Source organism: Deltaproteobacteria bacterium, assembly GCA_029860075.1.
Taxonomy (GTDB): Bacteria; Desulfobacterota; JADFVX01; order JADFVX01; family JADFVX01; genus JAOUBX01.
In genome coordinates this window covers 40,141-54,297 of record JAOUBX010000012.1, presented here as the reverse complement: position 1 = coordinate 54,297, position 14,157 = coordinate 40,141, and the positions used below count along the sequence as shown (strand labels likewise).

13 protein-coding genes are annotated in these 14,157 nt (G+C 46.1%); 3 read left to right on the top strand and 10 right to left on the bottom strand.

Features of this window, described 5'->3' with window-relative positions:
- Window positions 1-81: 81 nt before the first annotated feature.
- Window positions 82-2,208, top strand: a complete 2,127-nt coding sequence (locus OEV42_05785; GenBank protein MDH3973773.1) for a diguanylate cyclase — start codon at window positions 82-84, stop codon at window positions 2,206-2,208.
- Window positions 2,209-2,290: 82 nt separating this feature from the next.
- Here OEV42_05785 and OEV42_05780 read toward each other — a convergent pair whose 3' ends face one another.
- The 6 genes from OEV42_05780 to arfB all read right to left on the bottom strand — a co-directional run bounded on the left by OEV42_05780 (window position 2,291) and on the right by arfB (window position 5,600).
- Entirely contained in the window at window positions 2,291-3,454 is a 1,164-nt protein-coding gene (locus OEV42_05780) for a GGDEF domain-containing protein (GenBank protein MDH3973772.1), read from the bottom strand.
- A gap of 203 nt (window positions 3,455-3,657) precedes the next feature.
- The gene (locus OEV42_05775) at window positions 3,658-4,017 is read right to left on the bottom strand and encodes an acyl-CoA thioesterase (GenBank protein ID MDH3973771.1); all 360 of its coding nucleotides are present in this window, start codon (window positions 4,015-4,017) and stop codon (window positions 3,658-3,660) included.
- A complete protein-coding gene (locus tag OEV42_05770) occupies window positions 4,014-4,277 on the bottom strand; it encodes a GIY-YIG nuclease family protein (GenBank protein ID MDH3973770.1) in 264 nt (87 codons plus the stop codon). The genes OEV42_05775 and OEV42_05770 overlap by 4 nt, the downstream gene beginning before the upstream one ends.
- Before the next feature lie 37 nt (window positions 4,278-4,314).
- Window positions 4,315-4,797, bottom strand: a complete 483-nt coding sequence (locus tag OEV42_05765; protein ID MDH3973769.1) for a hypothetical protein — start codon at window positions 4,795-4,797, stop codon at window positions 4,315-4,317.
- Between the two features lie 190 nt (window positions 4,798-4,987).
- Window positions 4,988-5,203: a YwbE family protein gene (locus OEV42_05760; GenBank protein ID MDH3973768.1), complete on the bottom strand. Its 216-nt coding sequence runs from the start codon at window positions 5,201-5,203 to the stop codon at window positions 4,988-4,990.
- Window positions 5,196-5,600: an alternative ribosome rescue aminoacyl-tRNA hydrolase ArfB gene (arfB, locus tag OEV42_05755; protein MDH3973767.1), complete on the bottom strand. Its 405-nt coding sequence runs from the start codon at window positions 5,598-5,600 to the stop codon at window positions 5,196-5,198. Before arfB ends, OEV42_05760 begins: the two co-directional genes overlap by 8 nt.
- Before the next feature lie 204 nt (window positions 5,601-5,804).
- Here arfB and OEV42_05750 point away from each other — a divergent pair, with 204 nt between their 5' ends.
- Entirely contained in the window at window positions 5,805-6,986 is a 1,182-nt protein-coding gene (locus tag OEV42_05750) for an NAD(P)/FAD-dependent oxidoreductase (GenBank protein MDH3973766.1), read from the top strand.
- 66 nt (window positions 6,987-7,052) lie between these two features.
- Here the strand turns inward: OEV42_05750 and OEV42_05745 are convergent, their stop codons facing one another.
- The 4 genes from OEV42_05745 to OEV42_05730 all read right to left on the bottom strand — a co-directional run bounded on the left by OEV42_05745 (window position 7,053) and on the right by OEV42_05730 (window position 12,489).
- Window positions 7,053-9,224, bottom strand: a complete 2,172-nt coding sequence (locus OEV42_05745) for a DUF547 domain-containing protein (protein MDH3973765.1) — start codon at window positions 9,222-9,224, stop codon at window positions 7,053-7,055.
- Window positions 9,225-9,402: 178 nt separating this feature from the next.
- Window positions 9,403-9,864: a hypothetical protein gene (locus OEV42_05740; protein MDH3973764.1), complete on the bottom strand. Its 462-nt coding sequence runs from the start codon at window positions 9,862-9,864 to the stop codon at window positions 9,403-9,405.
- Between the two features lie 180 nt (window positions 9,865-10,044).
- A complete protein-coding gene (locus OEV42_05735; protein MDH3973763.1) occupies window positions 10,045-11,301 on the bottom strand; it encodes a DUF1015 family protein in 1,257 nt (418 codons plus the stop codon).
- 135 nt (window positions 11,302-11,436) lie between these two features.
- Window positions 11,437-12,489 carry a hypothetical protein gene (locus OEV42_05730; protein MDH3973762.1) on the bottom strand — a complete coding sequence of 351 codons (1,053 nt, stop codon included), beginning with the start codon at window positions 12,487-12,489 and terminating at the stop codon, window positions 11,437-11,439.
- A 291-nt stretch (window positions 12,490-12,780) separates the two neighbouring features.
- Here OEV42_05730 and OEV42_05725 point away from each other — a divergent pair, with 291 nt between their 5' ends.
- On the top strand, window positions 12,781-14,148 hold the full coding sequence (locus OEV42_05725; GenBank protein ID MDH3973761.1) for a glutamate-cysteine ligase family protein: 1,368 nt from the start codon (window positions 12,781-12,783) through the stop codon (window positions 14,146-14,148).
- The last annotated feature ends 9 nt before the right edge of the window (window positions 14,149-14,157 follow it).

Here is a 14,157-nt window from a genome sequence, read left to right as displayed (position 1 = left end):
TTATTACCAAAATGCTGGATTTCTTTGCCTGTATCAATTAAACTTGGGGTATTACTTTGTATGGATAACAAGAGGTTAGTAATGAAGCTAAACAGGCCCAAACTTTCAGTCAGCGCTAAAACATTTCTCGCTCTTTCAATGATGTTCTGGATACCCGTCCTATCCCTTATAGCCATACTCTTCTATCTCTTTCAAAACCTCGTCTATGACGAAGCCTCCATAGCCATGAAGATACACCTGAAGGGCGCCAAAAACATTTATGAAGAAAGAGGGCGCCTTCTTGAAGGCTTTCTGGAAGAAATAAGCAGTCACGACAAACTGGCGGGATACTTTAAAAACAACAACAGGAAGGATCTGCAGCGGTTTCTCCTGAGCTACGGCAAAAAAAATGAACAGATTTCTTTCTTTCTTGCTGTTGACGAAAACCAGCGGGTAATTACCAGGAGGAATGAAAACAGGGATGACCTGGTCAAAATAGGAAATATGCTTTCTACGGCCCTTAATTCAGGGGTTGTTACCCGCTCTACGGAACTGGTCAATAAAGATTTTATTACCAGGGAAGATGAATCTCTTGGTAAATTGATCAACAATACAGGTATGGTTCAGTTTGTTGCCTCTCCAGTGAGGGAAGAAAACAGGGTTGTAGGCGCTCTTGTTGCCGGAATTCTGCTGACAGCCGATCCCTGGTTTGGAAATGCCGTCTATAACAGGATGGGTATGGAAACGGCCATCTTTGCCGGAGAGCCGCCGGAAGGTGCTTTTCTTCATACAACGGCATCCCTTCCAAGAAGCACATGGGTACTGGGACAGGCCATACCTCGAGGCATCAAGGATGATGTATCACTTGGGAAGCCCTATTACGGGCTGCTTGATGTATCGGATAAAGCAACCATCGTCGCATTTGAACCTATCAAAGATAGTAAAGCAAGGCTGATCGGCGCCATCGGGGTAAGCGCCCCGGCCCGCGAGTACAGAAACATCGTTCTTGGCACTTTACAAAAAGGGACCATCGTTGTTGCCATTATGGGTCTTATTATCGCCATTATCGTCACTATCTTTATCAGGGCTGATATTTCACGTCCCCTCAAGTTTCTTACAGGCGCCATGAACCGTTTTGGAAAAGGTGAACTCGACATCACGGTAGACCTCGTTACAGGCGATGAATTTGAACAGCTCGGCACAGGCTTTAATCTCATGGCAGGAGGGATCAAAAAGCGGGAAGACAGACTGAGAAAGCATAACGAAGTTGCAAAACTTCTCATGTCTACGCTTAACCTGAAAGACCTCATGGAAAATATTCTGAGAATTGCCGTCCAGGTCACAGAATCGCAAATGGGCATTATTTACCTCTGTGAAGATAACGATAAAAAGCTGGCGCCAAGGGTCACCTATGGTATCAAATCGGATATTAATGAACTTTTAATGGGTGAGGGTTATCCCGGCAGAGCGGCTCAGGACAAGACAACACTCATAGTTTCTCCTGACAGGGAGAGTTATGAAGAAATGATCGAGCTTGGCTTTACCAAATCTGTCCCCAAAGAAATTGCCTATATTCCTCTTGTTTACCAGGAACGTTCTCTCGGAACGCTGGTTCTGGGATCAGTAGAGAAATTTGCAGAAGATGAAGTGGAACTTTTTGATTATCTTGCCAACCAGATTTCTGTCGCTCTTGACAACGCCATCATGCATCAGCATATTCATGAACTCTCCATGATAGACGGATTAACAGGGCTTTTCAACAGGCGCCACCTTAATGAGAGGCTTGAGGAAGAATGGGCCACTCATACACGTCACGAAAAGCCGCTTTCCGTCATCCTCTCGGATATCGATAATTTCAAATCGGTAAATGATACCTATGGCCATGACAAGGGGGATGAGGTCATAAGGGATATTGCCGCGATTTTCAAGGATTGCTGCAGGACGGAAGATATTCCCGGCCGTTATGGCGGAGAAGAGTTCGTCGCTATCCTGCCGAATACGGACAGCGAAGGAGCCCTGAAGGTGGCAAAAAGAATAGCCGAAAAAGCAAGATCCAATCATTACGACTGGATGGACAAGGCTGCCACGCTAAGTGTAGGCGTCGCCTCTGTTCCCGAGATTGAAGCAAAAAACGGGGAAGACCTTGTGCAGGTGGCAGACGGCGCCATGTATCAAGCCAAGACAACCGGTAAAGACAAGGTCGTTACTGCAAAAAAAGGGAGAAAATAAATTATATCCCCTTCCATAAAAAAGCAGCAAAAAAAGCCCGGTTCCTGCCGGGCTTTATTATTGCATCCTGCTAAAAAACCACTTACCTGCTTACCCTGTTTCTTCCCCCTTTTTTCGCGCGGTAAAGCGCCTGGTCTGCCGATTTAACAACTTCTTCAGGTTTTTTCATTGCCTTGCCTTTTTGTGCCGCCCCGATACTTATCGTTACGGATACATAAGCGGCGCTTCCTTTTACTCCCCGCTTTTGTTTTCCTATCTCTGTCTTTTGGGGGCGGTCTTTACCCCTTATTTTCATCCTGTAGGCAGCAATATTTTCTCTCAAGGCCTCCAGGTGGGGCATTGCCTCGTCCACCCCCTTGCCCGGGAAGAGGATAGTAAACTCTTCTCCTCCATAGCGATAGGATTTCCCCCCTCCCCCCACCTTCTGTAAAATGGAAGCCACCATTTTCAGTACCTGATCACCAACATCATGGCCGTAGGTGTCATTAAACTTCTTGAAATGATCCACATCGAGCATAGCCACAGTGTACTCCCTTCCAAGCATGAGCGTACGTTCATTAAGCGCTCTGCGGGCAAGAAGCCCCGTCAGTTCGTCTCTGTATGCCATGAAGTGCGTGTTTTGCATCACGCCCGCGATAAGAATAAGGCCGGCGACGGAAATAAAGAGAACATAGGCATTTGGATGATGAGAAAAAAGAGCGGCTAGGGCCGATGACAGGATAGCGCCCATAAATGCGCTTTCAAGGGGAGAACGGTTGAGATAGTAGGCAATGGCTGCAATTAAGAGAGAAATAACGATAACAAGCACTAACGATTGATAAAGCGGTATCTTATCAAGCAAAGCAAGCGATAAATAGTCTTTTGATAAAAACTGATAGACATCCTTTCTTCCTGCAACAATCACCCAGATAACCAGTAAAAACTGGATGATTATAAACATGCCCCTCAAGCCCCCATGAAGAGTCATAACGCCTCTTTCCCGGGCAAGAGAAAAGAGCGCCATATTGAGAGGCAGCAGCAAAGAGATTGAAATGAGAAGTGTCCTGGCCTGAAAAGTCTTTACACCATGGCTTAAAAAACTGTCATAACACCAGTAAGCGGCGATAAAGACAGCCATGACAAATGCAATCCGGGTCAGGTTAAAACGAAGGCTCACAATGATGCCTGTCAGGTAAATAGCGTAAGGGAGGTAAGGGAAGCTTTGGGGGATCGATTGTTTAACATAAGCCACATGAGGCATGGCCATAAGGGCTGCCCCTATAAATAATAGAGGGATCCCGAGGGGAGAAAATTTTCTATAAAGGGAGCTTATCACGGATCGGATTCTCTGTATTCATTAAAGTGACAATCTGTTTCCTGATCCCTATTCTAATAGGATTTCATAAAACTGTCCAGATGAACCTGACCTAAGCACCCTCAGTTCTCATCCTTCAAATGCCCGGCCCGGCATCAAGCAAGGGCTATGGCCTGCTTATTACCGGCTTCATCAACATTAACAAAAGTAATCTTCGTCTCAAAAACCAGTTCTTCATCACCCGATTCAATGGAATCACTGTATACCTTGACATCATAAACGACGGATGTTTTTCCCTTCCGCTCCCTTTCAATATTAAATTTGAGTACTGACCCGAGACGAATGCTCTTCTTGAAAACCACCTGATCCAGACCGATGGTGACAAAGCGATGGCCGGGAAAATCAAGGTTGGCCGTAATCCAGCCGTACTCATCGACCCAGTGAAGAAGCCATCCCCCAAAGAGATAGCCATAGTGATTTAAATGCTCCTGTAATACGAGTTTATGGTTTATCATGTCAATGTCCCCTTGCTTATCAATCTTTCCTTCTCTTCCCTGCCCAGCTTTTTGATTTCATACTCCCGCTTTGCCGCCTCTGAACGGCCGGCACAACACTCCTTATAGACAAGCGTTACAGGCCTTCTCGGTCTCGTATACCTGGCCCCAAGTTGATTATCACCGTTGTGTTCCTCTATTCGCCTTTCAAGATCTGTTGTAATCCCCGTATAGAGACTGTTATCAGCGCATTTTACAATATAGAGAAACCATTCAACCATTGTTGTATTTAAGAGCGAATAAGAAAGAGTGAAAAAATTATTTGACCCAGGAATTTTCCCTTATTTTCCTGGAACCACTGTCAACTAAAGCGGAGAAAGGTATTCGCTTGTAATGGCGGGGATGACCTTCGGGAAGAAAGCTATAATCCATCTCCATGATAATTCCCCTGAGCAGCCACAGTTTATTTTCGTGGATAAGGGCCTCTTTCCCTTTGATGAGCCGCACCTTTTTACCTTTGCCATAAATCTTTACGACGAGCTGAATAACATCACTGCCCATTTTTACAGTCTGGCTTTCATATTTGACAATGCTGTTAAAGGTGCTTCTCGGAGATTTGCTAAAATGAATAACAACAACATCATTTAAAACAATGGTAACCCCCTCTTCCTCATCCATTTCCCAGTGGGCGCTTTTCGCCTCGATATACTGTTCCGGCTTGCCGAATTTGGTCATGGTAATGCCTTCCATCTTTCCATCGGCGCTGCATTTACCGGCAATGAGCTTAAACTTTGAAGTCATTATGGTAATCGAAGGAAAGTTCTTTTTTTTCGATGGCCTCCCCTTCCCTCCCGCCGAAATGCTTTGAGAAAAGCAGAAAAAAAAGGAGATAAGAATGACTGTGGAAATTAAGTATCGATTCATGTTATTCATCTGGTGATAATATTTACCACCATCATAACCGAAAATTTTTCCCTGTCAAGTAATTGAGTTAATCTGTGGAATTTTCACCCTTTTCATTATAGGCAATCGCCTTCACCCTCCCCACAATGCCACTTTCGAGGCGCACCTTAATACCATGAGGGTGGCCGGGTGACCTGGTGAGAATATCCTTTACGATCCCTTCCGTCAGTTTTCCCGAACGCTGGTCCTCTTTTTTTACGACACGAACGCGTCCGCCGATCCTGATGTCAACTCTTTTAATCATCCTTCACATTTCCTCTCAGGGTTTTGATATTACTGCGTCGCTTTTTAGTATCAAGCCGTCTTGCCATGGCTTTTTTCGATGGTTTCGTCGCTACTCTCTTTCTTCTTCTGACAGACGCCTTTTTTATAAGCTCGGCAAGCCTTGTTAGCGCCACTGCCCTGTTTTTCTCCCGGCTCCGGTATTCCTGAGATTTTATAATAATTATGCCCTCTTTGGTAATGCGGCTGTCATTCATTTTAAGCAGCCGCTCTTTTACAGAACCCGGAAGGGATGAGAGGTTGATATCAAAACGTAACTGTATGGCAGTGGAAACCTTGTTCACATTCTGGCCACCTGCACCCCGGGAGCGGATAGCTCTGATCTCAACTTCAGTTTCATTCATTGTTATTTCATTCATGGATCAGCATTCGTTCATAAATGGTTTTCCTGTTATATTGATTTAAAAAAGAACTTTGACACAGCCTGGCACTGATTTATTATAATATTTCACAGATTTGAAAAAAAGCTTTAACTCACAGGGTCAATAAATTCCATTTTTTTTATCAGTGATCATAATAGCTTATCTGTGTTAATCTGCGTCAAAAAAAATTAACGCTATGAAATGAATAAAACAGACGTCATCATCATCGGAGCAAGTGCATCAGGCCTTATGTGCGCTATAGAGGCAAGTAAGCGCAATCGAAAAGTAATTGTTCTGGACCATGCCGGTAAGGCAGGGAGCAAAATTCTCATCTCCGGTGGTGGTAAATGTAATTTCACCAATTATGACCTTGATTCAAGTCATTACCTCTCAAACAATCCTCACTTCTGCAAGTCGGCACTGTGTCGCTTCAGTCAGTGGGATTTTATTGCTATGATGGAGCGCTATAAGATACCCTTCAGTGAAAGGGACCATGGTCAGCTTTTTTGTGACAACAGGGCCGGGGACATTCTGAATATGCTTCTCACAGAATGCGAAAAAGCATCCGTCTCCATTACACTTAACGCTAAAATCGAAAAGGTGGAAAAAACAGAAGGCCGGTACTTCAAAATAGTTACCTCACGGGGTAACTACCATAGCCAGTCACTAGTCATCGCCACGGGAGGGCTCTCTTACCCCCACATAGGTGCCAGTCCCATCGGATACAAGATAGCCGAAAAGTTCGGCATCAATATCATCCCCCCATCGCCGGGCCTCGTCCCTTTGACACTCCAGCCAAAAGAGAAGGCGCATTTTTCAAAACTCTCGGGTATTACCGTTGACGGCATCGTCAGCACAGGAAGAAAAAGTTTTCGGGAAAATATACTCTTCACCCACCGTGGACTGAGCGGCCCGGCAATACTGCAACTTTCCTCCTTCTGGCAACCCGGTCAGGAGATCACCATTAACCTGCTTCCCGGCATCAACCTGGAAAATGAACTCAAATCGCTTAAAGAAAAAAGATCTCAGATCAGGCTGAAATCCTTTTTCTCAAAGCGCCTGCCCAAACGCCTCATTGCCACCCTTCTGACAAATGAGTTGTTGGAAAAAGGTTTGCAGGAAATTTCTAATGACGAAATCAGGAACATATCAGCCAGAATAGAGAAGCTGACCATAAAACCGGGTGGCACTGAAGGCTACCGCACAGCTGAAGTCACTGTGGGCGGCATAGACTGCAATGCCCTCTCATCAAAAACGATGGAAAGCAATGCCCTGGAAGGCTTGTATTTTATCGGTGAAGTTCTGGACGTAACGGGAGAACTGGGCGGGTACAACCTGCAATGGGCATGGTCTTCCGGCTGGTGTGCCGGCCAGTATGTTTGAAGTGGGCAAACTCGCGATAATAGTCATTACCCCTCTCAATAATCAGGGCAAAGCCATGCCTCTCCGTCACCTGTTCAGGTTCCAGTCATAGTAGAGGTAATCCACCTTCATATCTTTCGGCCTGCTTTTCAAAAACGCTCTTTTATCATCATCCACTGTGTATCTTTCAATAAAGTCAAGAACGCCTGTCAACCCCCCGAAGTCTGTCTCATACCATTTGAAGATCATTGACATGAGAAGCTTCTTCTCTTCGGGCATAACGATCACCTCGGAGCTGTTAACAAAATGCGTCGAAGCAAGCTCAAGCTCTTCATCGATGTGGCGGGCCGTATAAAAACCGATGGGAGCGCAGGACCTGGAACCGCAGACAAGGGCGAAGTGGATCCGGGGATCAACCTTTTCAACAGCATACTCTTTTCTTGAATCGAACATTCCGAAGCATTTCAAGGGGCGCTCAAAAGGTCTTGCATTCCGCCTTAATATACCGTGCTCCATATCACTAAGTGAAAAGCCGTAACCTCCTATTACATATTTCACCTTCGAAAAAAACCCGATAAACTCCTTTACGGAACTTTTGATACCAATCCTGATGATGCCGTCTACAACAAGAGCATTGTAGATATTGATCCAGAAAGCGAGCCTGTGGTTTTCTTCTTTAAGCAAGTCCAGGTTAAAATCTCTCAGGCTTGCTGTAACCCGTCCATATTCCTCGTACTCGCCGGAGCTTTTAATTTCATCGTAAGAGACGTTGCCGCAGCTTGTGCAGTATCTGGATTTTATCTCTCTTATAGCGGCAAGCATATTTTGGGAAATGATGTGAGAAGGCGTCTTTGAAGGTTCTTTGCCGCAGTTAAGGATTACATCCTTCCAGAGCATCTTTTTTATTCTCTTTCCCAAACGCTCCTCTCCCGTTTTCAGATAAGTCTCATAGGCCGTATCGATAAAGAGAGCTGCCGTCCAGGAAAAATTGTTCGAACCGTAGCCACGCCCGTCAAAGGAATCATAATACTCCCGGAATCCGAAACGCATGGGGAGTTGGAGGATGTCCTTGGCTATGGCATCGGCCTTCTGTTTGTAACCGTAGCGCCTGAGTCCCTGCATGATCATCCAGTTAATGTTGATCCACAGCGGTCCGCGCCAGTAGTTGGTCCGCTCGAAATCTTCTTTGCAAACATCATAGTTAGGGATGGTGTAGCAGTTACCCTGATGCAGGGCGCAAAAACTCCGAGAGTTAAGGTAGTCGTAGAGTCCGGATGCCTGCGCCTTTGTGGCAGCGCCACCGAAGAGGGGCAAAAAGCCGGCTGCCGTATCCACCTCCAGTCTCCGATTTTCAACAAGGTCATAAAAATCAAAGATGCCCCGCTCTTTATGATAGAGCTTTTCCTGTATAGCCCTTTTCGTCTGATCGTGCCATAGTTTTATCTCTTTTTTCTCCCTGCCAATGATGTCGGCAATTTTTATTAACGCCTCATTCGACGCCGAAAGGATGGAGTTAAAGAGAGGACCATAAATCAGATAGGGAGACTCTTTTTGAATTACACTCTCGTCATAGGCATGCCGCCGGAAGAGGTCGACAAGGTAGACAAAACGGTCATAGTCAATATCCCCCGGTCTCTCATCGGCCTTGACACCGCTTAAAAGATCGAGCCTCTCATAGTGTGGAATGTTGACGGTCCCGGGGGCTATCCTGCTGAGCACCTTGTCCCACATGGGAGAGTTGTCCATGCCTGACTCCCATGGGTGCCGTATGTAAACCAGGCCTATACCTTCGGGGTCTCTCTCACGGTAGAGATAGCGGTGCAATTTCATAAGCCGGGGAAAGAGCCATTCAAGGAATGGCCTGACGGCATCGGATCGTTTTGCATTTTCGTAGACCTTCAGAGCCGCAAAGGCATGAACGGGGGGCATGGTGATGCCCGAAGTGTTAATCCCCCTGGGAGCGCTCGGGGACCGCTCACTCTGCCAGAAATCAGGTTCAGGGAAGTAGCTGCCCAGCTTTTTGCTGTCGAAAACTATCTGGGGAACCATCCCGTTTTCCCACTGGGCATTGAAAAGGTGAGTCAGTTCCCTCACGGCCCGCTCTGTCCGGTAATGTGAATAGCCGATGGCAATAAAGCCGGAATCCCAGTTCCACTGATGGGGATAGAGCCCGGCCGCAGGGATCGTATATTCCCCGTTCCAGTTGGCATCGAGGACAGTCTTTGCCCTTCTCATATACCCTTTAACGGATCTGCTCATGAATACCTGCGGCAGCGCCCCCCTTCCTGCCGGGTCTGCCGGCGCCTTATTTTCTCAACAGCTTGAACATACTAATAAGTTGTCCTGTTTCTATGTAGAGGTTTACCATATAAAATCTGTTTATCAAAGCGAAGCCTGTAACATCCGGGCTAAAATCAACAGAAATAGTAAACGCCGGTTATGTGTTCTTGAGCATTTCATTTTGCCAGTCATCTCGCCATTTTTCTTGAAATTGGGTGTATTTCTTTACCTGAAGGTTGAATATGTGCTCCAGTTTTTTCAGCCTCGCCTCCAATTCCACCAATTGAGAGGTCAATTGATTGTCAGCTTTTTTCTCTAACCCTTCTTTCATTGATGCTATTTCACTCCTGACCGCATCAATTTCACAGGTATGCTCTTTTTCGAGCTTCACCCATTTATTATCAAACGTATCCAGTTTACCGGACCGGTACTGGACAACAGACGCTTCGGCATGACAAAAATCACATTCAAGGCTGCATACAAAGGCAGCCCCCTCTTTATATTTATAATCGTAATTCGTTATTTCACGGGGGTCGTGTTTATAAATGAATTCCCTGCTACAAACAGGACAGTTTATTTCAAATTCTTTTCTTTGCTTACGCTTAAAAAAACCCGGCATATTTTTTTTATCCTTTCCTCTGTTCTTCACGCACTTTCAAAGGAGCGCCTGTCATCCGCTCACGCAGACCGCCTTCTGACAGGAAAGCAATGCCTGATAATTACCACGAGGCGGAATGAATTTTTTATTATTCATAAGTCTTATGGGTACTATAAGTCCCATAGAACATATTTCTTTTTTCTAATCCAATACATGCGACACGAGCCCATCGGCCAGCTTGGGCTCGAACCAGGTCGATTTGGGCGGCATTACCTGTCCTGCATCGGCAACGGCCATAAGCGCCTCCAGACTCGTGGGGAAGAGGGAAAAAGCGACTTTCATTTCGCCGCTGTCGACACGCCGTTCCAGTTCCTTCAGGCCACGGATTCCCCCCACAAAATCGATACGTTTGTCGCGGCGCGGATCGGAAATGTCGAGTATGGGCTCAATCAGGTTATCAGACAAGAGACTGACATCAAGACGTTTTACAGGGTCGTTGACAGGAACCAGTCCTGTATTTACCTGCAAGCGGTACCAGCTTCCCCCCATGTACATTCCAAATTCCCCTGCAGTGGCCGGTTTTACGGGGCTATTTTCCTCTTTAAGCTGAAAACGCTCACTCACCGCCTTAAGGAAGGCCTCCTCTGACAATCCGTTAAGATCACGTACGACGCGGTTGTAATCAAGTATGCAGGTCTGATTGTCGGGAAAAATGACGGAAAGGAAATAGTTATAACGCTCATGGCCGCAATGTTCAGGATTGGCGGCGGCACGCCTGGCCGCTACCCTGGAAGCCGCCGCCGAACGGTGGTGACCGTCGGCAATGTAAAGAAAATCCATGGCATTGAAGGCCTCAGCCAGGGCCTGCACCCTTTCATCATCTTTCACCACCCAAAGGGTGTGGCGAACATTATCGTCGGCGCTTATATCAACTTCCGCTTTAGTTGCGGTAATCTCTGCCACGAGACGATCCACCTTGTCGCTATGACGGTAGGTAAGAAAGACGGGACCCGTTTGGGCGTTAAGGATGTCAACATGGTGTACCCGGTCATCCTCCTTGTCGGGGCGGGTAAATTCATGTTTGCGAATACGGTTTTCATCATAGGCAGCAACAGAAGCCGTTGCTACCAGCCCGATCTGGCTATGGTCACCCATGGTCAGGCCATAGAGGTAAAAAAAATCACTATTGTCCCGCACCAACACTCTTTCAGTCACCATGCGCAGAAAATTTTCTCTCCCCTTTTCATAGACCGGCAAGGCGTAGGGATCTGTTCCGGGCGGCAAGTCGATCTCCGGTTTGGAGACATGGAGAAAGCTCCATTCTTTTCCTGCCGCCCGCAACCTGGCCTCTTCCGTATTTAATACGTCATAGGGCGGAGCGGCAACATCACCGGCACGTCCGGCAGCCGGTCTGAGTCCGGCAAAAGGTAAAATTAACGGCTTTTTTTTACTTGTCATGTCACACCTCTATAAGGAAACTTCAATTGAAAAAGGGGATTAATTCACAGATTGGCTGAAAAAAAGCGATTTTATTTAAAGCATAATTCTTTGCAGATTGCAAGTTAATCCAGTCACCGGTCACAGGTTTTTAATCTAATGCCTCCAGCCCTTCATTTCCATATCCGCCCTGAAACCATCGGCCTGTGCACCAAGAAAACGTTTATAATCATCATACCTGCTTTTCATCCCTTTATAATAGCCGGTAAGCTCCTCGAAGCGTTCTACTTCTCTTATATCCCCGTAAGGCGTAATGGACCAGTCTTTCTTACCCGTCATATCGGCCCTTCCCTTAAGAAAGGCTATTCCTTTTTCATAGGTCTCTATCACTTCTCCGTATCTTCGCCTGAAATCATCTCCCCCCGCTGAAACAAGCTCCGGAGCAAGGTTTGATAATACTTTATAGGCTTCAATTTTCATGGAAAGCCAGTCTCTTTTATCTCGTAACTGCTCGATAAGGAGAAGGTAATGCAAATACATTTCTTCCTTATACAGGGCAATGGCGTTCATTTCCACCTGGTAGGCCCACAACTTGCTCTTAAGGGACTTTAAATTATTCTCATGAGGCGGAATAACGCCCTTCCTCTTTTCAATGGCGGCAATTTCATTTCTTAGGGACTCCGTTTCCGTCATAAGAAAACGCTGGCGATTTAAAAAATAGATGAGCCTCTCTTTTTTCTTTTCATAGTTTGCCAGTGTTCTTTTGGCTTTTATCCTAAACTTCTCATAAGTCTCAACCATTATTGCACATCTTTTGATCCACCCCTTCCCGGCAGTTGCATCGGCAAAATAACTGTCATAGTCGAGTTTAAAAGCCTCCTTCATTTTGTAGAGCCATTTGAGATGACTTTCATAGACGCTTTTTATGGAAGCAAGGTCCTTGTTTCTTCTTTCCGGTTCAAGCAAGGTAATGGAACCTATTCTCGATTCAAGATTTTCAATATCCTCCTCCATATAGTGTATCGATTTATCTAAATCATCAATGACCCGATGAAGAAAATTCTTCTGCCCCATCAGGAAGGAGCCGCTTTTTGCTGCAATGGTTGCATCTCTTTTTTCCTCTTCTCCTTTTGACCGGACTTCAGCGCTTTGCGCGGCAAGCGGCAGGAAGAGAAGAAAAACAGCGATGATAATGCAGACCTTAGGCATTCTGATCTTTCTTTTGTTTTTTTAGTGCAGCAGGATGTTAACTATTTTAAATCAGGCCATCTACATATTTTACCACTCATGCAATGGCATTGAGACGTGAGGGCTCTCATTTGCGGCGAAGAAAGGACCTCTTCCCCGACCAGGGCTCAATGTCACCCTTCAGCATTCCGGCATGGTTTTATAAAGCCGCCATATTAGCATAATTTTCAAAGGGCCTGAATCCTTTTTGCTTATTGCTGACTCTTAATTAATTGTTTGCGAAAGGAACCCATAACGGCTATGATTAGCCCCATGATTGAAAGCATGACATTAGAAAAAGAAAAGCCCATTGAATCAAAAAATGAGCTTTCAGCCTACCTTGAACGAGGTGGAAAAGAGAAAAGTCAGTGGGGAATCGGCACAGAGATAGAAAAACTGGTCATCAACGCCGGGACAGGTGAAGCGGCTACCTATGAAGAAGTGGAAAAGATTCTTCTCAACATGGAAAAAAGCGGTCACTGGCAAGGCATTAGAGAAGAAGGGCATCTTGTCGCCCTTAAGGGAGAAAACTCTTCCATTACGCTCGAACCGGGAGGGCAACTCGAACTTTCAGGCGCCCTCTGCTCCGACGTCCATTGTTCCTTCAGGGATTTTGAAGTCCACAATGCCCGGGTAGCCAAAGAGGCGGGAACGCTTGGCCTTTTACTCCTCGGCCTCGGTGTTCAGCCTGTTACTCACAGGGATGCCATTAAATGGCTTCCCAAGGCCCGCTACAGCGTGATGGGGCCCTATATGCTGCATACAGGCGACATGGGCCAGCATATGATGAAAAAGACGGCAGGTGTACAAGTCAATATCGACTATGCTCATGAGAAAGACTGTATTGATAAACTGCGCCTTTCCATGAAGCTGTCTCCCCTCTTTTACGCTCTTTTTGCAAACTCACCCATCATGGAAGGGGCGCCTACAGGATTTCTCTCTACCAGGGGGGAAATATGGTCCCGTACGGATAAAAACCGGACAGGAATCATTTATGACCTTTTTAAAGAAGGCGCCGGTTATGAGACTTATGTCGACTATGCCTTGAATGTTCCCATGTATTTTATTTTACGAAAGGGTGAATACATTAATTTAACGGGAAGAAGATTTACCTTTGCCCAATACTTCAAAGAAGGGTTCGAAGGGCACAGGGCAACACTTGCCGACTGGGACCTCCACTTATCCACCCTCTTTACGGAAGCCAGGCTCCGCCCCCAGATAGAGATACGCTCTGCCGACAGCCTGCCGCAGAAGGTTGCGCCTGCCGTGGAATCATTAATTAAGGGACTTTTTTATAATGACGGGGCCATGGAGGAAACGTCAAACCTGCTGAAGGGACTTGAGGGAGAAACGCTGGACAAACTTTATCGTCTCTCCTGGCGCACCGGCCTCAACGCATGCGTTGGGAAATGGGACCTTGGGAAACTTGCCCCTTACCTATTGAATATTGCGTCGCAAAGCCTGAAAGAGCAAAACAGGCTCGATGAGGAAGGAAAAGACGAATCCTTCTACCTTGAAGCATTATTTGAAATCGCCGAAAGCGGCGTAACGCTGGCAGAAAGGCTGCTTGAAAAGTGGCTAAAAAATGAAGAAAGCAAGACCGCTATCCTAAAAGAACACTGCGGTTACCTGCCCTTATAATCTCGGTTA